16 protein-coding genes and 1 pseudogene are annotated in these 23,307 nt (G+C 64.7%); 14 read left to right on the top strand and 3 right to left on the bottom strand.

Features of this window, described 5'->3' with window-relative positions; all coding sequences use genetic code 11:
* Positions 1–46 precede the first annotated feature (46 nt).
* The 4 genes from C8271_RS10595 (at position 47) to C8271_RS10585 (ending at position 4,338) form a co-directional block, all read left to right on the top strand.
* Positions 47–907 (top strand): sulfite exporter TauE/SafE family protein, encoded by an 861-nt coding sequence (locus C8271_RS10595; protein ID WP_106507255.1) that lies wholly within the window; start codon positions 47–49, stop codon positions 905–907.
* A 178-nt stretch (positions 908–1,085) separates the two neighbouring features.
* Positions 1,086–1,394: a hypothetical protein gene (locus tag C8271_RS13870; protein WP_170957862.1), complete on the top strand. Its 309-nt coding sequence runs from the start codon at positions 1,086–1,088 to the stop codon at positions 1,392–1,394.
* The gene (locus tag C8271_RS10590) at positions 1,391–2,089 is read left to right on the top strand and encodes an ABC transporter ATP-binding protein (RefSeq protein ID WP_170957861.1); all 699 of its coding nucleotides are present in this window, start codon (positions 1,391–1,393) and stop codon (positions 2,087–2,089) included. The genes C8271_RS13870 and C8271_RS10590 overlap by 4 nt, the downstream gene beginning before the upstream one ends.
* A complete protein-coding gene (locus C8271_RS10585) occupies positions 2,086–4,338 on the top strand; it encodes a hypothetical protein (RefSeq protein ID WP_106507253.1) in 2,253 nt (750 codons plus the stop codon). Before C8271_RS10590 ends, C8271_RS10585 begins: the two co-directional genes overlap by 4 nt.
* 6 nt (positions 4,339–4,344) lie before the next feature.
* Here the strand turns inward: C8271_RS10585 and C8271_RS10580 are convergent, their stop codons facing one another.
* The 3 genes from C8271_RS10580 to zupT all read right to left on the bottom strand — a co-directional run bounded on the left by C8271_RS10580 (position 4,345) and on the right by zupT (position 8,314).
* Complete coding sequence (locus C8271_RS10580; protein ID WP_106507252.1) at positions 4,345–5,148, bottom strand: alpha/beta fold hydrolase; 804 nt, start codon at positions 5,146–5,148, stop codon at positions 4,345–4,347.
* 3 nt (positions 5,149–5,151) lie between these two features.
* The gene (locus C8271_RS10575; RefSeq protein WP_106507251.1) at positions 5,152–7,380 is read right to left on the bottom strand and encodes an NADP-dependent isocitrate dehydrogenase; all 2,229 of its coding nucleotides are present in this window, start codon (positions 7,378–7,380) and stop codon (positions 5,152–5,154) included.
* Positions 7,381–7,504: 124 nt separating this feature from the next.
* Positions 7,505–8,314 (bottom strand): zinc transporter ZupT, encoded by an 810-nt coding sequence (gene zupT, locus C8271_RS10570; RefSeq protein WP_106507250.1) that lies wholly within the window; start codon positions 8,312–8,314, stop codon positions 7,505–7,507.
* Between the two features lie 171 nt (positions 8,315–8,485).
* On the opposite strand from zupT, the gene C8271_RS10565 reads away from it, so the two are divergent.
* From C8271_RS10565 to hisD, 10 genes and pseudogenes are all read left to right on the top strand, one after another.
* Positions 8,486–8,764 carry a hypothetical protein gene (locus tag C8271_RS10565; protein ID WP_106507249.1) on the top strand — a complete coding sequence of 93 codons (279 nt, stop codon included), beginning with the start codon at positions 8,486–8,488 and terminating at the stop codon, positions 8,762–8,764.
* 58 nt (positions 8,765–8,822) lie between these two features.
* The gene (locus C8271_RS10560; protein WP_106507248.1) at positions 8,823–9,950 is read left to right on the top strand and encodes a type IIL restriction-modification enzyme MmeI; all 1,128 of its coding nucleotides are present in this window, start codon (positions 8,823–8,825) and stop codon (positions 9,948–9,950) included.
* Between the two features lie 492 nt (positions 9,951–10,442).
* Positions 10,443–11,750, top strand: a complete 1,308-nt coding sequence (locus tag C8271_RS10550) for an ISL3 family transposase (protein ID WP_106507247.1) — start codon at positions 10,443–10,445, stop codon at positions 11,748–11,750.
* Positions 11,751–11,941: 191 nt separating this feature from the next.
* Complete coding sequence (locus tag C8271_RS10545; RefSeq protein ID WP_230972829.1) at positions 11,942–12,457, top strand: ECF transporter S component; 516 nt, start codon at positions 11,942–11,944, stop codon at positions 12,455–12,457.
* Positions 12,450–14,777 (top strand): ATP-binding cassette domain-containing protein, encoded by a 2,328-nt coding sequence (locus tag C8271_RS10540; RefSeq protein ID WP_342751946.1) that lies wholly within the window; start codon positions 12,450–12,452, stop codon positions 14,775–14,777. Before C8271_RS10545 ends, C8271_RS10540 begins: the two co-directional genes overlap by 8 nt.
* Before the next feature lie 35 nt (positions 14,778–14,812).
* Positions 14,813–16,555: an ABC transporter ATP-binding protein gene (locus C8271_RS10535; RefSeq protein ID WP_013170751.1), complete on the top strand. Its 1,743-nt coding sequence runs from the start codon at positions 14,813–14,815 to the stop codon at positions 16,553–16,555.
* 14 nt (positions 16,556–16,569) lie between these two features.
* Positions 16,570–18,312 carry an ABC transporter ATP-binding protein gene (locus C8271_RS10530; RefSeq protein ID WP_106507245.1) on the top strand — a complete coding sequence of 581 codons (1,743 nt, stop codon included), beginning with the start codon at positions 16,570–16,572 and terminating at the stop codon, positions 18,310–18,312.
* A gap of 273 nt (positions 18,313–18,585) precedes the next feature.
* A pseudogene (locus C8271_RS10525) lies at positions 18,586–19,813 on the top strand (IS256 family transposase).
* Positions 19,814–20,162: 349 nt separating this feature from the next.
* A complete protein-coding gene (locus C8271_RS10520) occupies positions 20,163–21,824 on the top strand; it encodes a DNA methyltransferase (RefSeq protein WP_342751960.1) in 1,662 nt (553 codons plus the stop codon).
* A gap of 120 nt (positions 21,825–21,944) precedes the next feature.
* Complete coding sequence (hisD, locus tag C8271_RS10515; protein ID WP_106507242.1) at positions 21,945–23,282, top strand: histidinol dehydrogenase; 1,338 nt, start codon at positions 21,945–21,947, stop codon at positions 23,280–23,282.
* The last annotated feature ends 25 nt before the right edge of the window (positions 23,283–23,307 follow it).

Genomic DNA, 23,307 nt, shown 5'->3' with positions numbered 1-23,307 from the left:
GTTGCCGCAGGCGTAGGCTGACTCCCGGCCTGCGGAAGGAGCACGAGTGGACGCGGCGTCCCTGCTGATACTGCTGGTGCTCGGCATCGGCGCTGGCGTGATCAACTCTGCAGTCGGCTCCGGCTCACTGCTCACGTTGCCGGCTCTGCTCGCCCTGGGCGTTTCGCCGGGTACGGCGGTGCGCACGAACACCCTGGGCATCCTGTTCTCCACCATCGGCTCGGTCACGGGCTTCCGGAAGGAGATCGCTGCTGATCGCGCGCATATCGGCCCCGTGAGCATCGTTGCCGTGCTCGGCGCTCTGCTCGGCTCGTGTCTGCTGCTGGTCTCACCGAGTCGCGCACTGGACGTGGTGGTGCCGATCCTGATCGTGGTGGCGCTGTTCCTTGTGGTCTTCCAGAAACGCATCACCCGAGCTCTTCGCACACGGCAGGCGCACCGAGACGCGGTGCGAGCCGACGCGCTCGGCGCCGCCCATGGACACTCCGGCGGCACGTCTCACGACTCGACGTCCGTGATCGCCTCACGCCGCCCCCACCCGTACCGATCCGGCCCGCTGGTGGCTGCGATGGGCGCCGCCTCGGTGTACGGCGGCTACTTCACCGCGGCGCAGGGCATCATCTATATGGCGATCCTCGGGTCGCTGTCGGGCCGCCCGCTGGGGCAGGTCAACCCGTTGAAGAACTGGCTGAGCCTGCTCGTGAACGCCGCCGCGGTGAGCGTCTACCTCCTCGCACACGTCCTGTGGGGAGCGCCGATCCTCTGGATCGCCTCAGCCGCGATCGCCGTCGGCGCCCTGCTGGGCGGATTCTTCGGCGCGCAGATCGCCAAGAAACTCCCGGATGCGGTGCTGCGCGGCGCGATCGTGGCGGTCGCCGTCGTCGCGCTGGTGCGCCAGATCGCGTGACGTGCCGGTAACATTACGGATCGGTGAAGATCGGTGAGGATTCTGGACAGGCGCTCACCCCCCTCAAAGTATGAGCAGCAACGCCGATCGGGTGTTGCCCGACCGCTTCTGACACTGTTGTCAGAGCAGAGAAGGGGAGTGGAGAATGTCCGTTTTCCGCAGGTATTCAGCCGGAGTCATGATCGCTGTGGGCTTGGTTGCTTCCTCCATGGGAATGGCTGCCGCAGCCAACCAGATCTCCATCAAAGGTGGGACGGCCTTTACCAATACGGCCGCTACGCAGCTGACGACGAAGGATACGTCCGCTGACGGTGTCCGGATCTACTCGGACTACTACCGGCAGGGCAGTGGTAAGAGGTATCAGCTCATCACAACTGGAGTTGGCCAAGCCGTGAGTTCCACGGGAGCGAAGATCTATCGCTTCAACGTGTGTCGAGATGTGCCTGTTGGTCTCGACAGCTGCAAGGCGTGGAAGTACCCCGCGTGACGACCGTGACGTCTGAGGCGGCGCCGATCCTGGAGGTCTGCGACCTCGCTGTGAGGTATCGGCGCCGCCGCGTCGTCGACGGGGTGAGCTTCGCCGTGGGGTTGGGGGACGGCGCAGCGATCCTCGGGCGATCGGGCTCGGGGAAGTCCTCGATCCTCTCGGCAGTGATCGGCCTGGTGAAACCGGCAGCAGGGACGATCCGATTCGACGGCCACGATGTTGCGCGCATGTCACGCTCTCAGCGTGAACAGTATCTGCGACATGAGATCGGTGTGGTGTTCCAGCACGGGGAGCTGTTCGATGACCTCGAGGCGAGGGAGAACGTCATGGTCGCGGCCCTCCTGGCTGAAATGGACCGCGATGACGCGTACGAACGATCCACAACACTCCTGCGTGACCTCGGGCTGGAGCCGTCCGGGACACTGGTGCGCGATATGTCCGGAGGGGAGCGTCAGCGTGTGGCGATCGCTCGCGCGCTCGTGACATCACCTCGACTCGTGATCGCCGATGAGCCGACGGGATCGCTCGATGCGGAGTTCAGAGACATCGTCGCGGAACACATCCTCGACGTGCCGCGGCGCTGGGGGAGCGCGCTGCTGATGGTGACCCACGATGAAGCTCTCGCAGCGCGGGTGGGCACCTGCTACAGGCTCCTCGCTGACCAGGACGGTCCAGCACAGCTGGTGACGGCATGAGCCAGGTGGACGAGCCGGCATCTGAATGGCCTGGCACTGGAACGCGATCGCCCTGGCGTGAGCTCGGACGCACCGTGGATGTGCAACGGCCTGAGCGGCGCACAATCGGCGCGCTCATCACGATCGCCACAACCGCTCTCATCCTGGCGTGCACGGCACTCGGGATCCTGACCGCCGTCTACGACGCTCGACTGCACCGCGACGCTGCTCGCTCGCCGCTGCCCATCGCAGACGACACCCCGGGTGCCGGTCGATTCATCCCGATCTCCGACAGTGCAGACGGACGCTGGGTCGACGTATTCGTCATCGATCCGGGGCCGAACACGGCACTTCCCCCCGGTCTCCCTGCCTGGCCCGCACCCGGTGAAGTGGTGCTCTCCCCTGCATTATCCGGGACCGCTGCAGGCGATCAGATCGTTCAGAAATATGGCACCAAGGCGCCCACCGAGATCACGTCCGAGGGGCTGGTCTCATCGACCGAGCGAATTGCTTACATCCGTGCGCGTCCCGGCGTCGTCGAGCCTGGGCGGGGGTTCGCAGTGACGAACTACGGCTTCCCGGACGAGGTTGCGCCATGGAGTGACGGGCAGTGGGCCGGAGCGCTGCGCCAGATGCCCTACGCAGTCGCTATCGGCGGTGTCCTGGTTCTGCTCGTGCTGCCGTCGCTGGTGCTCATGCACGTTGCGGCACGCGCTGGTTCTGCACGACGGGACCGGCAGCTGCAGCTTCTGGCACTGTTCGGTGCATCGGCGGCCCAGCGCCGTGCGTACCTGTGGGGAAGCATGGGACGGCCGCTGTTGCGGGGCGTTGTGATCGCAGGGGCGGCGGTGATCTGCGTTCTGCTCGTGGACCTTCCGCTGCCACTCGTGTCGTACACGATCCAGTCTGCGGATCTACGCCGGGGCGCAGGGATCGTCATCACACCGGGAATCCTCGCAGCTGGCATGGCCGCGCTCATCATCGTGAGACGCAACAGAACGCGGCCTGTCCTGTCGTCGACGAGACCGCGCCCGAAGGATCCGCCAGACGGTGTGAAGGGCCTTCTCATCCTGCCTCTCGTGTGCTGGTTTTTCGTCACCGCATTCACCTGGAGCATCGCGTACACCGACACATTCGCTCGGACGATCCTCATCTATATCGGGATCTGCGCCATGGCGCTGGCCATGCCGTCCTTCATCGGAGGACTGAGTGCTGCGGCCGCTCGCGGCATGGTCCGCGCAGGAATAGCGCGAGGACGAGTGGGTCTCCTGCTGGCGGGACGACAACTGCTGGCACAACCCCGGGGAACACGACGCCTCACACTCGGAATCGCCATCACGATCCTGTTGACGGGCCACGTGCTCGTACACGGCACACTGAACAGTCCTGATGAGCAGGCGGCGAATGAGATCGACAAGCTCGCTGACGGGAAGATCGTGTCCGTGGCCTGGCCTATGAACGCCGTTCAGCGCACGGCTCTCAGCGCAGCGATCGGTGACCGCGCCCTATTCGTCGGTCTCATTACCCCGGACCCCAAGAACCGTCCCGGCGATGTGCGGCTTGTCGGAGACTGCAGCGCGCTCACCGTGCTCGGCATTCGGTGTGAAGGGCGTGAAATGTCGGTCAGTGATCTGCCTCCGGCACGGGGGATGACCTACCTTCGGTCACTCAGCTACATCACGACCCTCACCGTGGTGGTCGACGATCCGTTCGCCATGGATGAGCCGGAGGATACCTCGGCCGAGTACGCGCTGTACGCCATGAGCCGGAACGGTGATCCGCTGCCCGTGGTCGAGATGAACGTCGACATCGCGCATGCGATCCTGCCGCCTCCACCGGTAGCCGACGTGGCCTCCGAATGGCGAATCGGCACACAGAACCGCATAGATCTTTTTGCATGGATGCCTTTGTTGGCGGCCGTAGGACTATTGCTGCTCACAGTGGCGGTACTCGGCGCACTGCTCGGTGACAACGGCGATCAGGCTGATCGATCAGGAGTCGTGCGAATGTGGGCCCCACCGGCATCACTGAGCTATGCCGTGGCTTTCGGCACCGTCCTGGCGCCGTCGATGATCGCGATAACGGTCGCAGCTGGTGCCGCCTTCTGGACCACGTACCCGCTGACGCTCCCGCCGATCAACGGTACGTTGCCGGCAGGGTATTGGTGGGCAACCGTTGTCCTGCCCGTGATCGCGGCCAGCGCAGTCACGGTCGCTAGTGCCCATCTCCAGCGTCGTCGTGTCGACGCGTGGATGCCGTCGAAGGAGTAACTGCGCTCACCGCACCCGCCCCGACAGCACGAACGGCAATGCGGTACGCAGCACGGGCCCGGCGGGCGCCAGGGTCGTGCCGTGGGTGCGGCCCGGCAGTTCGATGTACCGTCCGTGCGGCATGAGCTCCGCCGCCCGACGGGACTGATCGGCCCGCGGCTGGTCCTTCGAGCCGGCGATCCACAGGGTCGGCACCGTGCAGGCGGCGAGCTGGTCCTCGGAGATCGCCGGTGTCGCCTCGGTGGCCTCGAACAGGGCGGCCATGGCCAGCGGGTCCGCGGCGAGGAAGGCATGCCGGGTCGCCTGCGCCTGCCGGTCCTCGACCTTCGGGCCGAGCCCCTGGCGCGCGCAGAAGCCCTCCATACCCTCGCTGCGCAGCACGTCCAGGACACCCGGGAAGAACACAGTCTCGATGGCGCCGCGCTGATCCGCAGGCGAGCCGCCCAGGCTCACCACGTGCCGCACCCGCTGCGGGTGACGCACCGCGGCTGTCACGGCGACGCGCGCCCCCAGCGAATAGCCCATCAGGTCAGCCTGATCGGCGCCGACCGCGTCGAGCACAGCCAGCAGGTCCGCAACCAGCACGTCCTGCTTGTAGGCCGAGGCGGCATGGGGCTTCCCGGAGGAGCCGTGGCCGCGAATGTCCATCCGCACCACGGTGCGCTGCGCGGTGAGCAGTTCCAGATATCCCAGGCCGCGCCAGATCGCCCGGGAGAGCACCGAGCCGTGCAGCAACACGAGCACGGGCCCCTCCCCGGCGACGTCGAAGCGCAACGAGGTGCCGTCGACGGGCGAGGCGGTGAGCGGCACGGATCAGAGCGCCGCGGAGATCTCCGCGAGCACCGCGTTGAAGGTCGCCGACGGACGCATCACGGCGGCGGTCTTCTCCGCATCCGGGCGGTAGTAGCCGCCGATGTCGGCGGGGGAGCCCTGAACGGCCAGCAGCTCGGCGGCGATAGTCTCCTCGCCGTCGGTGAGCTTCTGGGCGATCGGCGCGAAGGCCTGAGCGAGCTCGGCGTCCTCGGTCTGCTTCGCCAGCTCCTGCGCCCAGTACAGGGCCAGGTAGAAGTGGCTGCCGCGGTTGTCGGTCGAGCCCAGCTTCCGCTGCGGGGACTTGCCCTCGTTGAGCAGGGTCTCGGTGGCACGGTCCAGCGCAGCGGCCAGCACCGCGGCGCGGGCGTTGTCCGCAGTGCGCGAGAGGTGACGCAGGGACTCCGCAAGCGCCAGGAACTCGCCGAGGGAATCCCACCGCAGGTAGTTCTCTTCCACAAGCTGCTGCACATGCTTGGGTGCCGAACCGCCCGCACCGGTCTCGAACAGGCCGCCACCGGCCATCAGTGGCACCACCGACAGCATCTTCGCGCTCGTGCCCAGTTCCATGATCGGGAACAGGTCCGTGAGGTAGTCGCGCAGCACGTTGCCGGTCACGGAGATGGTGTCCTGCCCGGCGCGCACGCGCTGAAGGGTGTGCACCGTGGCGTCCACGGGCGAGAGGATCCGGATGTCCAGCCCGTCGGTGTCTTCCTCGGCCAGGTAGGTGTTGACCTTCTCGATGAGGTTGCGGTCATGGGCCCGGGACTCGTCGAGCCAGAACACGGCAGGCATACCGGACAGGCGCGAACGGCGCACCGCCAGCTGGGCCCAGTCCCGGATCGGCGCATCCTTTGCCTGGCAGGCACGGAAGATGTCACCGGCGTGCACATCGTGGCTCATGAGGACAGCGCCGGAAGCGTCGCGTACCTCCACACGGCCATCGGCGGCCACCTCGAAGGTCTTGTCGTGGCTGCCGTACTCCTCCGCCTTCTGCGCCATCAGGCCGACGTTCGACACCGTGCCCATGGTGGTCGGGTCGAAGGCGCCGTGAGCCTTGCAGTCATCGACCACGGCCTGGTACACGCCGGCGTAGGACGAATCGGGGATCACAGCGAGGGTGTCATGCTCCTCGCCGTCGGGCCCCCACATATGACCGGAGGTGCGGATCATCGCCGGCATCGACGCATCGACGATCACATCGCTGGGCACATGCAGGTTCGTGATGCCCTTGTCGGAGTTCACCATCGCCAGCTCGGGGCCGTCAGCGAGGTCGGCGTCGATCGCCGAGCGGATCGCCTGCGCCTGCTCCGCCTCGAGAGCGTCAAGACCAGCGAGAATGCCGCCGAGTCCGTTGTTCGGGGACAGGCCCGCCGCAGCGAGCACCTCGCCGTGCTCGGTGAAGACGGTGGGGAAGAAAGCCCGCACCGCGTGGCCGAACAGGATCGGGTCCGACACCTTCATCATGGTGGCCTTCAGATGCAGGGAGAACAGAACGCCCTGCTCCTTGGCGGTGGCCACCTGCTGGGCAAGGAAGGACTGCAGCGCCTGCACATCCATGACGGTCGAGTCGACCACCTCGCCGGCCAGAACCGGCACGGACTCCTTCAGCACCGTCTCGGCACCATCGGCATCCACATGCACGATCGAGAGCTCACCGGGCTCCTGGATCACCACGGACTGCTCATTGGAGCGGAAGTCATGCTCGCCCATAGTGGCCACAGAGGTCTTCGAATCGGCCGACCAGGCGCCCATGCGGTGCGGATGTGCCGTGGCGAAGTTCTTCACTGCCTCCGGGGCGCGACGATCCGAGTTGCCCTCGCGCAGCACCGGGTTCACGGCCGAGCCCTTCACCGAGTCGTAGCGGGCGCGCGCATCGCGCTCTGCGTCGGTGGCGGGCGACTCGGGATAGTCCGGCAGGTCGATACCCAGGCCCTGCAGTTCCGCAATCGCAGCCTTCAGCTGCGGCACGGAGGCGGAGATATTTGGCAGCTTGATGATGTTCGCCTCGGGCGTTTTCGCGAGGGCGCCGAGCTCGGCCAGAGCGTCGGCCTCTCGCTGATCCTCTGGCAGCAGATCCGAGAATGCCGCGACGATACGGCCGGCCAGCGAGATGTCCCGCGTTTCCACATCGATGCCCGCGGTGGTCGCGAAGGCCTCCAGGATCGGCAGGAACGAGGCGGTGGCGAGCGCCGGGGCTTCGTCGGTATGGGTGTAGATGATGCGCGCCATGGCGTGGGACTCCCTGGGGTTGGTGCCTCGATCATGCGGCCGTGATCGCTCGGCCGGGATCGAACGAAATGTCTTGAAATCGAGACTACAAGCCGGGGTCGACATTCGTCGCCCCGAGGGCGGTTCACAGCACGAGAAGCGTGCCCGCCATGACGGCCATACCGCCGATCAGCGAGTAGATCACCGCATGATGCTCACCGGTCTCCTCTGCAGCCGGGAGCAGCTCATCCAGCGACACGAACACCATCACGCCCGCGGTGCCGGCAAGCATGGCACCCATCAGGGGGCCATCCAGGAACGGCATCAGCAGCAGGAAGCCGAGCACGGCACCGAACGGTTCGGCGAGACCGGAGAAGGTGGCCAGCCAGAACGCCTTGGAGCGTGACCCGGTGGCGCGCCGAACCGGCACCGCCACAGCGATCCCCTCGGGAATGTTGTGCAGCGCGATCGCAGCGACCACGGGGATGGCGAGTTCGGGGGAATGGAGCGCGGAGGCGAAGGTCGCGAAGCCTTCCGGCAGGTTGTGCAAGGCAAGAACAGCGGCGGTGACCATGCCGGTGCGTAGAAGCCGTGCACGGTGGTTCTGCTCGGCGCTGGGGTGAGCGATGTCCTCCGGGCCGGTGCGGCCCTCGAACTCGTGGGGGTTCACGGGTTCCGGCACAAGGCGGTCAAGAACGGCGATCAGCGCGATGCCGGCGAAGAATGCGCCGACGGCCAGTGCTGTGCCGCGCCCGTCGGAGCTCTCGGCGGCCGACAGTATCTCGGCGCCCGCAGGCAGCAGCTCCATGAAGGACACGTAGAGCATGACGCCGGCCGACAGGCCGAGGCCCACCGCGAGTGTGCGCGGGCCGGTGCCACGCCCGAGCACGCCTAGTGCCGCACCGATGGTGGTGGCGCCGCCGGCGAGCAGGGTGAGCAGAAAAGCGACAAGCATCTGCGCACTGTACCGACTGGCTCCCGCCCGGATCGATCCGTCCTGCCTTCGTCCACACTCGGCATTGCTTGTCCGGGGATCGTCGGTCGGCACCGGTACCCTGGAGCCACTGACACGTGATCCGAGAGGCGGTCAGCAGACGCAGGACCCCTCGAACGGTAAGGAGCGGCGATGACGAGCATGTCGGAGCGCGCGGCCATGGAGCGCTCGCCGGAGGATGCCTCGCACGAGAAGGCCCTCGGGTATGTCGACAGCGTGCTGCTCAACCTGGACCACGCCGTCAACGTCGCGAAGAAGGGGCGCAAGGCGCTCGCAGCGTCCGAGGCCAGCAGCGGGCCGGAGAGGAACGTCGACCTCGCCCTCGCGGACTTCATGAAGGATGTCGAGGCCGCACGGAAGCGCCTCGTCCAGGACACCTACTACGCGGGCCCCGACACCCGCCTGATCTGACCCATCAATCCCGACGTCCGCACGGGGCGACGTCGGCTTCCGGACGGGGGTTCTCGGCGTGCGTAGCGGTCTCGAGATCAAAGGCGCTCTGGAGTCCTTCGTGCAGCGGTGGCGCGGCTACGAAGGATCGGAACGCGCGGAAGCGCAGACTTTCCTCAACGAGCTGTTCGCCTGCTACGGCACGAACCGTACGGCGGCAGGGGCGCGCTTCGAGGCGTTCGCGTCCTCCGCCGGGTTCATGGACCTGTTCTGGCCGGAGATCCTCATCGTCGAGATGAAAGCGCCCGGGGTCCCCCTGACGAAGGCCGAGGCTCAGCGCGAGCGGTACTGGAAGGAGTCGTCGAACGCCGAACAGGGAATCCGGGCGGCGCGATATGTCATCACCTGCAACTTCGCCCAGTTCGAGATCTGGGAGCCGGGCGCTTTCCCGAAGGCGCCGCGCGCAGTCTTCTCGATCGACGAACTGCCCGAGCGGTACGACGCGCTGCTGTTCCTTCAGGCACCGACCCTCGAACCGGTCTTCGCAGAGCACCGTCGTGCGCTCACGACCGACGCCGCGAAGCACATGGCGTCGCTGTACACGTCGCTGATCGATCGCGATGCGGCACCCCTGGAGGAGATCCAGAACTTCACGATGCAGGCCGTGTGGTGCCTTTTCGCCGAGGACCTCGGCATGCTCGAGGGGTACCCGTTCCAGCTCACGGTCGAGGCACTGCTGCGGTCGCCGGATCCGCAACCGGCACGCGACCTCGGATTCCTGTTCCGTGTGCTGAACCAGAAGAGCGCCCGCAACCGCAAGGGGCTGCTCGCGGGGACGCGGTACGTCAACGGGTCGCTGTTCGCGGAGCCGGCGGAGATCGACCTCAACCGCGAGGAGCTGCAGCACCTGCACGAGGCATGCGCCTTCGACTGGAGAGCGGTCGACCCGACGATCTTCGGCTCCCTCATGGAGGGAGTGCTGGGAGAGGAGCGACGCGCCGAGTTCGGTGCGCACTACACGCACGAGGCAGACATCCTCAAGATCGTCACCCCCACGATCGTGCGCCCCTGGCGGGAGCGCATCGCGGCGACGACCACGCCCCAGGAGGCTAGGGAACTTCTGGACGAGCTGTGCGCGTTCACCGTCCTCGAAACTTTCATGCCACAACGGATACAAACACGCGCCAACTACGATTTAGCCGCTTGACTGGTTCACTTCCAGCGAGCGAGGGTCATGGGCCGATCTTCCGGGAAACGAAGAGCTTGCGGTAATGGGGATCCCCGTCTTTACGCGGGTAATAGTGCCAGCCAATTCCTACCCAAAACTCGTCAGCGCCTTCGGAGAAAGCGATCAAGGGGTAACCTGCGTAGTGGCTGATCAGATGCCTTGCAAACTCAGCCCCATAGTGCTGTCGGCGAAGGTCATGACGGATTTCAAAGAACCAGATCGGCTCTTCGCGAACGAGGGTGTAGTCGGGTGAGCGCGTGGGTGGCCGGGTAGGGGTCGAGGTCTCCCGGATGATGGAAGTTCTTCACGCTCGCCATCCCGAAAGACCTCGACGTGCTCCACTCTACTTTCGCGACCNCGGCTCTTCGCGAACGAGGGTGTAGTCGGGTGAGCGCGTGGGTGGCCGGGTAGGGGTCGAGGTCTCCCGGATGATGGAAGTTCTTCACGCTCGCCATCCCGAAAGACCTCGACGTGCTCCACTCTACTTTCGCGACCCCTGACCTGACCACGGTCTGCCGCCTGGATGAACTCGGACTCGAAGCGGTCGGCCAGCTGATCGAGCGGGACCGGGCGATGATCGAGTGTCGGCCGGTCGAGGTGGACCCCTGGTGTCGGAAGTGCGGGGCGGAGGGCGTGTCGCGGGACACGGTGACGCGTCGACTCGCGCATGAGCCGTTCGGGCATAGGCCGACAACGCTTCTGGTCCGGGTCCGCCGCTACCGGTGCGCGCATTGCCGACGGACGTGGCGGCAGGACATGACTCGCGCCGCCGCGCCGCGAGCGAAGATCTCCCGCCTTGGCGTGGAGTGGGCGCTGCGGGGCATCGTCATCGACCACCTCACCGTGACCCGTGTCGCCGCGGGTCTCGGGGTTTCCTGGAGCGCCGCGAACACTGCGGTGCTCGCGGAGGGCAAGCGTCGACTCATCGACGATCCTGGTCGGTTCGACGGGGTCACCACGATCGGCGTCGACGAGCACGTCTGGCGGCACACCCGCCTCGGTGACACGTACGTCACCGTGATCATCGACCTCACCCCGGCCCGCGACAAGACCGGCCCCGCGCGGCTGCTGGACATGGTCGAGGGTCGTTCGAAGGCGGTGTTCAAGCAATGGCTCGCGGCGCGCCCACCCGAGTGGAGCAAGCGCATCGAAGTCGTCGCGATGGACGGGGTCGCATGCTTCAAGACGGCCGCCGCCCAAGAACTCCCCGACCCCGTCCCGGCCATGGACCCCTTCCACGTTGTCCGCCTCGCCGGCGACACGTTGGACCAGTGCCGACGCCGAGTGCAGCAGGACACGGTCGGGCATCGCGGCCGCGCCGGTGACCCGCTCTACAAAGCGCGCCGCACCCTGCACACCGGCGCGGACCTGCTCACCGAGAAACAGACCGCCCGCCTGGAGGCTGTGTTCGCGATCGAAGAGCACGTCGAAGTCGAAGCGACCTGGGGTATCTACCAGCGCATCGTCGCCGCCTACCGGGAACCCGACAAGAAGAAGGCCAAACAGATGATGCACGCCGCGATCGATGCGATCACCACCGGCGTCCCCGCCGCGCTCGTAGAGATCCGCCGGCTCGGCCGCACCATGGGCCAGCGCGCCACCGACATCCTCGCGTTCTTCGATCGCCCCGGCACATCGAACGGGCCAACAGAGGCGATCAACGGCCGACTCGAACACCTCCGCGGCTCCGCGCTCGGCTTCAGGAACCTCACGAACTACGTCGCGCGCAGCCTGCTCGAAGCCGGAGGCTTCAGACCCCACCTACACCCTCGTTCGTGAAGAGCCGAGAAACCCCTCGAGCTGCGTCTCTGCGTAGGCTCAACGTCTAGCTCAAGGGAATTGACCCCAGTCGAGAGTTAGGTTAGGCTAACCTAAGCGAAAGGGGGTTTGCTGTGACAGACCGATCCGGTACAGTTCGACGCTCAGCTCGCGGAGGATTAACCGACTCAATTCTAGGTACCCGAAATCTCATGATGGTGGCCTCCCTGTCGGTGGTCGGCCTCATCATCCTCATCCCACTGAACTACATCGCGCCGGCGGGTGCGGCTTCGCAGAGCGCAGTCTGGCTCGGGGTGTCCCTTCTCGGACTTTGGGTCATTCCCTACCTCCTTCCTCTGGCCGTTGTGCGAAGGCCGGGCGCTTCGCTGCTGGCCGCGCTGATCATCGGAGTTGTGAGCGTATTTACTACTCCCACTGGGCCTGCCGCGATTGTCGGTAACGTCATTGGCGGGCTCCTGGTTGAGTTTCCCATGGCGTTGATGCTGTACCGGAAGTGGACGTGGTGGGCGTATCTGATCTCCGCCGCATTCTTCGGGGCATTTAACAGCCTGTTGTACCTCACGCTGCTCAAGCACGCGGTGGGAATCTCGGTATCGGGACTGATCGTGCTGGTGGGAGTCACGTCGTCCGTCATTGGCGGTTTGGCCGTTGTCGGACTAACCCGTTTGCTCAACAATGCAGGCGTAGGCGTAGACCATCGTGAGTGAAACGCTGGCCTCCACTTTGAGCAGCGAGCAACGGTCTGTGAGCGAGTCCGCGCGGGCGCTCCTGGCGGTTGAGGATCTTTCCGTTCACTACTTGGGTCAGGACCGGTGGGTGCTGCAACGTCCAAGCCTGGTCCACCTGAGCGGTCAGGTAACGGCCGTCATTGGGCCCTCTGGATGCGGTAAAACTACCTTCGTCCGAGCCGTGTGCGGCCTTGTGCCCCACTGTCTGCCGTCCGAATACTCCGGCAGCGTTCAAATTGCCGGCGCCGAAATCGCCGACGCCACGGTCCAGTTGATCGCTACCAATGTCGCCTACGTGGGACAAAATCCGGATGCCGCAGTCATTACCCGTACGGTGTATGACGATGTCGCGTTTGCGCTGCAGAACCTCTGCCTGCCTGTTCCTGAGATTGATCGACGGGTACGCGAGGCATTGGCTGCGGTTGGTCTGGAGACCAAGCTGTGGGAGAGCCCATGGAGATTATCGGGCGGCCAACGCCAGCGCCTAGCGATCGCGGTAGCACTGGCTATGCAGCCCCGCTTACTAGTCCTCGATGAGCCAACATCGACTATTGACACGCAAGGCACGGACGAGTTTTACAGCGTCATCCAACAGCTGGTTAGCGATGGCGTGGGCATCGTGGTGATCGACCATGACCTCGACCCGGTCCTACCCCTGTGCGATCACGTCATAGCGCTCAACGCGCAGGGCGCGGTGATCGCGCAGGGAACTCCACATGAGGTTTTTCTCAGCCATACCGCGGAACTTGAGGCGTGCGGAGTGTGGCTGCCCCGTGCGTTACGCGACGAATCCCCGCACCACGCCTTGACCTGCGAGCAGGCGGGCATTCGAGTTCCCCGCATCACGGATATCTGTGGTGATTCGGTGCAATATCAGCGGCGCACCGAAGCAGGATGGGAAACCATCGATGCGATTGACACGCTCGACGGTGGAGGCAGCGCCACGGTAGAGCTGGCAGATTTCTGTGTTCCCGGACGTTCCCCAGCTATCTCTATGCGGCTACGGGGTGGCGAGTTTATCGCGCTTATAGGGCCGAATGGCGCAGGCAAAACATCCCTGCTCGCGGCGCTGGCGGGTCTCATACCATCAAAGGCACAACGCGCTACGGTCTGCGGAGAGGTTGTGCGGCGAGGGCGGCACCAGGTCGGCTACGTGTTTCAAAACCCGGAACATCAGATGGTTTGTTCCACCGTGGCTGGCGAAATCTCCACGGGGGATGTTTCCGCGTCTAAAGCCGAGGCTATTGTGGAGCAATTCGATCTCTCCCAGTATCGAGACCAACACCCGTTGACTCTCTCAGGCGGCCAGATTCGTAGACTATCGGTGGCTACGATGGTCGCCGAGAGCCGCGATGTGATTGTCCTTGACGAGCCCACGTACGGCCAGGACTGGGCGAATACCTGCGAACTCATGGCCTTCATCGACGAACTGCGCGCTGAGGGCAGAACCGTCATCATGGCCACCCACGACCTAGAACTTGCCCTATCACGCTGCAGCCACATCATCGCGCTACCTGCTGCCGTTAGCGAAACTCGTGAAAACGCCGCATCCGCAGCACCAGCGAACCCGCCTTCGCCGTCCGTGCCCCGTGGACTCTTCTCATCGTTCAATCCTGTGACGTTGCTATTGGCGCTAATCCCGGCGATGGTCATGGTGTTCGTATGCAAGGACCCGGCCGTCAATGTTGGAGTGCTCATCGCAGCGAGCCTGGCCATGGTAGCCGCGAGAGCGAGTCGCGCTCGAACGGTCATGTCACTGCTAGCACCCTGGGTCATCGCAGCTGTGCTACTGCCGGTGTTCCGCTACAACTACACCATTGAAGAGGTCAGCCCAATCTACAATTACGGTGGCGAGCTTGCGGCAGCGAGCGGTATCGGGGCACTGTTGTCCCTCATGCTGCTTTCAGGCATCAGCACTCATCCGGAAGCGCTGCTTCGCACGTTGACGACGACGTTCAAGCTTCCCCATCGGGTCACTGCGGCGGGAGCTGCGGCTGTCGCCTTCGTCACTCGTTTCCGGCAAGATTTCCAGCTGTTGCGCACAGCGCGGGCATTGCGGGGTATTGGGGCATCATGGGGGCCGTTAGCGCCCGCAATTCGATGGGTGGGTTCCCTCGTGCCGCTGGCGATCCTCGCCGTCCAGCACGGCGAACGGGTTGCCCTGTCGATGGATTCACGTGGCTTTAGCGCCTATCCGCGGCGCACGGAACTCCAACACACACCGTGGCAGGTGCGAGATTGGTGCCTGGTGGGCCTCCTTTGGGCCGTTACTGCGTTGCTGTGGTGGTGGCGCCAATGAACGTTTCGAAAGACTCGACTCGACAGGAGCCCGATGTGAGTATTTCCGTCGCCGCACTAATCCGCCCGGCCAAGGGCGCGATGGTCCTTTCCGCAGTCCTCACAGCCTTAGGCGCTATCGTCACGCTGGTGCCGTTCGTCGCCTTACACAACATGGCCGCGATCTGGCTTGACGGGCAGGTGCGCACCGGCTGGACCGGAAAGCCGTGGGTTTGGGCCGTGATAGCGGTGCTTTCGCTGTTCGTGGGCCAATTGCTCTACCTGTTTGGATTGGGTGTCACCCACGAGGCAGAAGCCAAGCTCCGACATCGGTTGCGCGGCAATGTGGTCCAAGCGCTGGGCAGTTTGCCCTTGGGTAGGGTCTCGCAGGTGCCGCACGGGGCCATCCGCAAGATGGTGTGTGACGATACCGCAGCCATCCATACTCTCGTTGCGCATGTTCCCGGTGATGTCACCAACGCCGTGGTCTCGATGGTCGTAGGCCTCGGGTATCTCGTGTGGGTCGATTGGCGACTGGCGCTCGCGCTCTTTGGAACGTGGGCCGTAGCGATCATGATCATCGTCAGCACGACCATGCGCGGCTATAGCGATATCACCGAGCGATTCGGACATGCCCAGACCGCACTGGCCGCAGCCACCGTCGAAATGCTTGAGGGCATTAAGGAGATCAAGAATTTCCAGGCCACCGATGCGACCCGAACGCGCTTTAACGCCGCCCGCCAGCAATTTTCTGCCATCTCCTTCGACTGGGTTCGTCGCTCCGGCAGAGCGATTAGTCTGCTCGGTTCGCTACTGCGTCCAGCCACGGTCTTCGTCACGGTCGCGTTACTGGCGGCGCTATTCGTCGCGCAGGATTGGAGCACGCTGTCGGCGACGCTGCCATTCTTCCTGATCGCTCCCGGCATCCCGGAGGGGTTCACGGTGCTAGTCGGTCTGATGCAGCATATCTATGAGTCGCAGCTGGCGGCTCGCACCACGGCAGAGCTGCTTTCCGAGAAACCCATGCCCGAAGGCAGCCGCACCCAAGAAGAGGGCCCAAACCCCGGCCAAGTTGAGGTCTGTGAGGTTTCCTTCTCCTACGAGCCTGACGTGCCCGTTGTGCACGGTGTCTCCTTTACGGCTGAGCCCGGAACGGTCACGGCTCTGGTGGGCCCGTCGGGCGGAGGGAAGTCCACACTGGCCCGGCTGATTGCGCGCTTTTACGACGTCAATGATGGCGTGGTACGCATCAGCGGTGTGGATGTGCGCGAGGCGAGTTTTTCGTGGCTACTTTCCCGCGTCGCGATCGTCCTACAGGACGTAACGTTGTCGAACGATTCGGTCCATACCAATATCGCGCTGTCGAAACCGTCGGCAACGCGCGCCGAGGTCGAGGCAGCAGCCCGTGCGGCATGCATCCACGATCGCATTATGCGTCTGCCCGAGGGGTATGACACCGTGCTTGGCGAGGTTGGTGGCTTCCTCTCGGGCGGTGAGCGGCAACGCATCACCCTGGCGCGAGCATACTTGCAGGATGCGCCGATCTTGATTCTCGACGAGGCCACCGCGCAAGCAGACCCCCAGTCGGAGCGTGCGATCCACGAAGCGCTCAGCACCTTGGCATCCGGGCGCACGGTGATCATCATCGCGCATCGACTCGCCACCATCCGAGACGCCGACCAGATCCTCGTGATTGAGGACGGCCACATCACTCAGCGTGGTAGGCACGAGGACTTGGTCGACCAAGCGGGGACCTATAGCGAGATGTGGCGGGCCCAAGAACTCCATTACATGGCCTAAGGAGAGACACGCTCATGTGGAAACTAATGATCAGGGTCGTCAACAGGGCCGAGTTGCGTACGTTGGTGGGCTGGTTCGCCTTCTCCGCTGTCCTACAAGGCATCACACTGGCGTTGATGATCCCCTTCCTTCGGGCATTATTCTCCCGCTCTGAAACCCTTGGCACCTGGCTCGTCGTCGTTGCCATCCTCGGCGCGATCACGGTGACGGTCGACACCTTCGCGATGTACCGCTCCTATCGGATCAGCGTCTATGAAGTATGCGATACCTTAATTGATCGCGTAGCAGATCATGTCTTGCAGCTGCCGCTTGGGTGGTTTAATGCCAAACGCGAAGCGGACGTGGCTAATGCGACCTCCAAGGAGATCAACACCCTGTCGCATCTGGCATCAATGGTGATCCCGAACCTGTGCAACGCCTTCATCGTGCCGTTGGTGATACTCGTTGCCACCGCATTCATTGAGTGGCCGTTAGCTGTGGTCATGGCAGTGTCGATCTTGCCGTTTATTCTCACGTGGCGGAAAATGTCGGCGGCAACAACCAGAGCCAATGACATGGAAGACCGTACCTCGGCCGCCGCAGCCGGCCGGTTGATTGAGTTCGCCAGGCTACAACCGGTGCTTCGAGCCACGGGTGCCGCGACGTCGTGGGACCCCGTACAAGAGACTCTGCAAGCCGACTCTGAGGCGACGTTGGCCGGGCTTCGGATCAAGGGCCGACCTGCCCAAGGATTCAACCTCATCGCTAACGTGACTTTCGCGGTGGTGCTCGCCTTGGGGCTGTCGTTCGTGACCGGAGCGCGTCTGGACCCGATTGCGTATCTGGTGATCGCGGCGGTCAGTGCGCGCATGCTGCTGCCGCTCACAAAAGCCGCGCTCTACGCATCTGAGGTCGATAACGCCGCAGTGGCGTTGCGCCAGATGGGAATAATCCTTGATGCCGCGCCACTTGCCGAACCTGATTCCGAGCAGGCACGGGAACCGCGTGGGACGTCGATTGAATTCCGAGGAGTGTCGTTTTCCTACGAGTCAGGCCGGCCTGTCCTAGACGATGTCTCGCTCACCGCCCCGCAGGGAGCAGTCACCGCACTAGTGGGGCCGTCAGGGGCCGGGAAGTCGACGATCTTGCGTCTCACCGCAAGGTTTTGGGATGTCGACGCCGGTAGCGTGACCATCGGCGGGGTGGACGTGCGCGAGATTCCAACCACGCGGATCATGGAGCTGACCTCGATGGTGTTCCAGGACACCTACCTGTTTGACACCACGATCCGGGAGAATCTGCGGATTGCCCGCCCCAATGCGACGGACGCCGAGTTGGAAGAGGCAGCTCGCAAGGCGAGACTTGATCGGGTGATTGAGGCGCTGCCTCACGGTTGGGATACCGAAGTGGGGCCTGCCGGGCAGAGCCTGTCTGGAGGTGAGCGCCAACGAGTGGCAATCGCTCGGGCATTCATCAAGGATGCTCCGATACTGCTGCTCGACGAGATTACCTCGGCGCTGGACGGCGAGAATGAATCGGCGATTAGCGACGTCATCAGTCAACTATCTGAGGGCCGCACTGTGATCGTGGTAGCGCACAGACTATCCACCATAGATAGCGCCGATCAGGTGGTCTTCCTCGAACCCTTAGCGGACGGTGCTATCGTCGCCGAAACCGGCACGCCTAAGGAATTGTCTAGTCGGCCCGGACGGTTCCACGATTTCGTGGCTGCCGCCGATGCGTCGTCTCGTTGGCAGCTGAGACACACCTCAGGTTAGCGGACGCGGTCCCGGTGCCAGGCGCCAAGCCCTAAACCCACAGCTCGAATCGGAGTACCTCGACACGTTTGGCACACGTGGTGCTGTCGCGAACATGGCGCTAGTGGGATCATGTGCGAACAGCATCTCGCTGATGAGCGAGGGCGCTGCTAATCACCAAGGGAGTTGAGTCCCTCATAGTGGTGTAGCGGGGTGGTCGTGCTGGACAGCAGGGCGGTCACCGCGTGATCCTCGAGTTTCGTCCGCTACAACTCACTCGCGAAAGGCCACACGATGACCGCTACCCATATTGTCGACCCTGCCGGGCTGCTTGGCGAACTGCTTGCCGAGGCGTCACCTGTTGCAGACTGTGATCAACGAGTTGCTGTCTGCGGATGCTGATGCGGTTGCAGGTGCCGAGTACGGCCGCCCAGATCCTGACCGACGGGCCCAGCGCAACGGCTACCGCCACCGGCCTCTCGATACCCGTGTTGAGACCTTGGACATCGCGGTCCCGAAACTACGCCAGGGCACCTATTTCCCTGAGTGGCTGCTGGAGCGTCGCAAGCGCGCCGAGTCCGCATTGATCACTGTTGTTGCCGACTGCTATCTCGCTGGAGTCAGTACTCGTCGGATGGACAAGTTGGTCAAGACGTTGGGAATCGACCGGCTGTCGAAGTCCCAGGTCTCTCGCATGGCCGCCGAGTTGGACGAGCACGTCGCCGAGTTTCGACACCGCCCACTAGGCGATGCTGGGCCGTTCACGTTCGTGACCGCCGACGCGTTGACGATGAAAGTTCGCGAGGGAGGTCGTGTGGTCAACGCGGTCGTCATGCTCGCGACCGGGGTCAACGCCGACGGGCATCGCGAAGTCTTAGGGATGCGGGTCGCCACGAGCGAGACCGGCCCGGCCTGGAACGAGTTTTTCGCCGATCCGGTCGCCCGAGGACTGTCCGGGGTCCGGCTGGTCACCTCCGACGCCCACCAAGGCATCGTGGAAGCGATCGCGGCGAACCTGCCCGGTGCCGTCTGGCAGCGTTGCCGCACTCACTACGCCGCGAACCTGATGAGCATCACTCCCAAGAGCTTGTGGCCGGCGGTCAAGGCCATGCTCCACTCCGTCTATGACCAGCCTGACGCCGATGCTGTTCACGCCCAGTCCGACCGGCTACTGGACTACACCGCCGAGAAACTCCCCGACGTCGCAGACCACCTCGATGCCGCCCGCGCTGACATTCTCGCGTTCACCAGCTACCCGACCGAGGTCTGGCAGCAGATCTGGTCGAACAACCCCACCGAACGGCTGAACCGCGAGATCCGGCGCCGCACCGATGCGGTTGGGATCTTCCCAAACCGGGAAGCGATTGTCCGGCTCGTCGGCGCCGTCCTGGCCGAGCAAACCGATGAATGGGCAGAAGGCCGCCGCTACCTCGGCCTGGAAGTCCTCGCCAAGAGCCGCCTCAACCTGATCACCACACCCACAACCACGACCGATGCCGACATGCCCGCACTCGCAGGCTAAAACCCCAAACGAGAGGAAAACGCCGTTACACCACTACAAGGGACTTGACCCCCAACTTGCTAAAAGCTTTGTAGTTGACTAGGAGTGCAGATGGTCGTCGGCCCACCTGCAAGAACGAATAGCAAGCGGTATCGTCTACAGGTAGAGGTGTTACCCGCATCATTTGTCGAGACCCCGCGTCTATTCTTGCGCGCGAGATCCCGACTGGTTCACCCCCTCTACGGACGCCAGCCGGGTAGTGACGTGCCAGATACTCAGCGGTACAGCAGGCTAATCTCCAAACGTCCGCGGCAGCCGGAATTCCCAGTTCATAGCCGGTAATGACGCTATCCGATAGCGCCACTCCGCACTGGGGTCTTGTATCCATCGTGACCGGTTGTGCGACCCCGCGTGCGGATGCGGGAATTTCCTCTACGTCGCCTACCGGGAGATGCGTAACCTGGAATCCGAGCTCAAGCGGCGCATGGTCACGCTCGCGGAGGAGAAGGGCCTCCCGGTCCCACCCGGCCCGCTGCCGTACTACCCGCTGTCGGGACTGCACGGCATGGACATCCTTCCGGTCGCTGTGCTGATCGCGCGGATCACCCTGTGGATGGGGCATCGTCAGATGATCGAGACGCACGGCCCCGCCGAGGATCCGCTGCCGCTCGCGGAGCTCTCGAATCTCCGCCGTGCCGATGCGCTGCGCAGCGCGTGGCCGGCGACGGATGTGATCATCGGCAATCCTCCGTTCATCGGGGACAGGACGATCCGCCGCAAGCTGGGCGATGACTACGTCGAATGGCTCAAGAAGACTTTCCGAGTAGGGGTCATCGATCTCTCCGGCTACTGGTTCCGGCGCGCGGCAGAGCAGATGGAGCCCGGCCAACGCGCCGGCCTGGTCTCGACGAACACTCTGCGTGAGAACAAGCATCGACAAGGCTCGCTGGACTATGTGGTGCAGCGGGGTGGCGTCATCACGGACGCCGTGTCCAGCCAGAAATGGCCCGGTGATGCACAGGTGCACGTGTCGATCACCAACTGGGTGATGTCCCCGGAGGACCCGCCGACCGAGTTCACGCTCGACGGTGAACCGGTCAGTGGCATCACCACTCAGCTGCGAGAGGGCCGAGCGGGCTGGCAGCCGAAGCGTCTTGCCGCGAACAAGGGACGCTCCTTCATCGGATGCCAGCCCACGGGCGACGGTTTCCTCCTGGGAGCCGACGAGGCGCAGAAGCTGCTGGAGGACCCACGCAACGCCGGACGGGTGCGTCCGTATCTGACCAGCCGCGACCTCGCGAACTCGGTGGACAGCGCGCCGACCCGATGGATCATCGACTTCGGCACGATGCCGCTGGAGGATGCGGCGTCGTCGCCGGCGCTGCTGGACATCGTCCGGCTCCGGGTGCGCCCCGAACGTGAACAGGCTGGCGGCGACCTCGCCAGACTGTGGTGGCAGCTATGGCGTCCTCGCCCGGCCATGCGTACCGCAATTGCGGACTTAGACCGCTATATCGTCTGCACTCTCACCGGCAAGCGATTCTTCACCGCGTGGCAGACTGGACTGACGTGCCCCTCGAACGCGGTCGGCGTGATCGCGGCCGATGACGACTTCACGATGGGAGTGCTCTCATCCAGGGCGCACGACGCCTGGGCATGGTGGTGGTCCTCGACGATGAAGAGCGATCTGCGCTACACGCCTACGTCCACGTTCCAGACATTCCCGTTCCCCACGGCGCCGAGCAGCCGGGCCCGTGACCGGGTCGCGGAAGCCTCGCGTGAACTCCATGAGCGTCGCTCTGCTCTCAGCCGTGAGCGTGGCATCGGCCTGACGGCCCTGTACAACCTGTACGACGACGGTGCCTTCGAGGATCTGCATGACCGTCATCGGGAACTCGATGAGGCCGTGGCAACGGCGTACGGCTGGCCCGTGACCATCGCGCAGGACGGGGACGAGCTCGTCGCCCGTCTGAGCGCGTTGAACGAGCAGATCATCACCGGCGAAGTCGACTACTCCCCCTGGGGACCCTGAGGCGCAGCACGCCCAGGCGATCAGCTTGTCTGCGACGCAGCGTCCTTATCTCCGGGATACCCCGTGCCATCAGGTGAGCAAGCAGTCCCGGGGATCCGGCCGCGCTCCTAGACTGGCGACATGTCTGCTCCCGCCCCGTACCTGGCAGTTACCGACCTTCGCGCGTGCAGGATGACCGTCACGGAGCTGGCCGCCGCCCTGCCCCGTGCCGAGCTCGACGTCGCCTCCGCGGCCGAGGCCGTGCGTCCCGTGGTCGAGGATGTCGCTGTGCGGGGAGCTGCCGCCGTGTTGGATGCCTCTGAACATTTCGACGGGGTCCGGCCGGCGCATCTGCGGGTGCCCTCCAGCGCGTTGGAGGATGCGCTGGAGGCCTCGGATCCGACGATCCGTGCCGCGCTGGAGGAGTCCGCTGCCCGAGTGCGGCGCGTCGATGCAGCGCACATGCGGGAGGAGAGCACGGTCGAGGTGATCCCGGGCGGCACTGTCAGCCAGCGCTGGGTGCCCGTGCGCCGGGTGGGCCTGTACGTGCCCGGCGGACGCGCGGTGCTGCCCAGCTCTGTGGTGATGAACGTGGTACCCGCCCAGGTTGCCGGGGTCGAGCAGATCGTGGTCGCCTCCCCGCCGCAGAAGGAGTTCGGCGGCCTGCCGCATCCGACGATCCTGGCCGCCTGCGCTCTGCTCGGCGTGACCGAGGTGCTCGCCGCCGGCGGCGCTCAGGCGATCGCCCTGCTTGCTCACGGTGCCTCCGATCTGGGGGATGGCGCCGGCTTTGACCCCGTGGACCTCGTCACGGGTCCGGGCAATGTGTATGTGGCCGCCGCGAAACGTCTCGTGCGCGGGCAGGTCGGCATCGACGCCGAAGCCGGCCCCACCGAGATCGCGATCCTCGCCGACGACACCGCCAACCCGGCTTTCGTCGCCGCCGACCTCATCTCCCAGGCCGAGCACGACCTTCTGGCTGCGAGTGTCCTGGTTACTCCCTCGGCCACGCTCATTGACGCGGTCGAGGCCGAGCTCGCCGCCCAGGTGCCGCACGCTCTCCACCGCGAACGCATTGAAGAAGCGCTGCGCGGACCCCAAAGCGGCGCCGTGCTCGTGGATGATCTCGACCAGGGCCTGGAGGCCGTGAACGCCTATGGCGCCGAACACCTGGAGATCCACACCGCTGACGCCGCTGACGTCGCCGCCCGCGTCACCAACGCCGGGGCGATCTTCGTCGGCCCCTACAGCCCCGTGAGCCTCGGCGACTACGCCGCTGGCTCCAACCACGTGCTGCCCACCGGCGGAACCTCCCGCTTCACCAGCGGACTCGGCGTGCAGACCTTCCTGCGCGCCATCGAAGTGATCCACTACGACCGCGAGGCGCTAGCTGCATCACGAGAGGCAGCGACCACGCTCGCCCGCGCCGAAGACCTCGCCGCCCACGGCGGTGCGATCGACACACGCTTCACAACCTGATGTAGACCGCGGCGGGCACCGTCAG

Origin of the sequence: Brachybacterium timonense, from assembly GCF_900258505.1 — a bacterium.
GTDB lineage: Bacteria > Actinomycetota > Actinomycetes > Actinomycetales > Dermabacteraceae > Brachybacterium > Brachybacterium timonense.
The sequence above is the reverse complement of the archived record's forward strand: the minus strand, read 5'-3'. Positions and strand labels throughout refer to the sequence as shown.

Excerpts from the sequence above, each read along its gene's own strand:
- C8271_RS13870 (WP_170957862.1), top strand. The coding sequence starts at position 1,086 with ATGATCGCTGTGGGCTTGGTTGCTTCCTCCATGGGAATGGCTGCCGCA.
- C8271_RS10585 (WP_106507253.1), top strand. The coding sequence starts at position 2,086 with ATGAGCCAGGTGGACGAGCCGGCATCTGAATGGCCTGGCACTGGAACG.
- C8271_RS10575 (WP_106507251.1), bottom strand. The coding sequence starts at position 7,380 with ATGGCGCGCATCATCTACACCCATACCGACGAAGCCCCGGCGCTCGCC.
- zupT (WP_106507250.1), bottom strand. The coding sequence starts at position 8,314 with ATGCTTGTCGCTTTTCTGCTCACCCTGCTCGCCGGCGGCGCCACCACC.
- C8271_RS10565 (WP_106507249.1), top strand. The coding sequence starts at position 8,486 with ATGACGAGCATGTCGGAGCGCGCGGCCATGGAGCGCTCGCCGGAGGAT.
- C8271_RS10545 (WP_230972829.1), top strand. The coding sequence starts at position 11,942 with ATGATGGTGGCCTCCCTGTCGGTGGTCGGCCTCATCATCCTCATCCCA.
- C8271_RS10530 (WP_106507245.1), top strand. The coding sequence starts at position 16,570 with ATGTGGAAACTAATGATCAGGGTCGTCAACAGGGCCGAGTTGCGTACG.
- hisD (WP_106507242.1), top strand. The coding sequence starts at position 21,945 with ATGTCTGCTCCCGCCCCGTACCTGGCAGTTACCGACCTTCGCGCGTGC.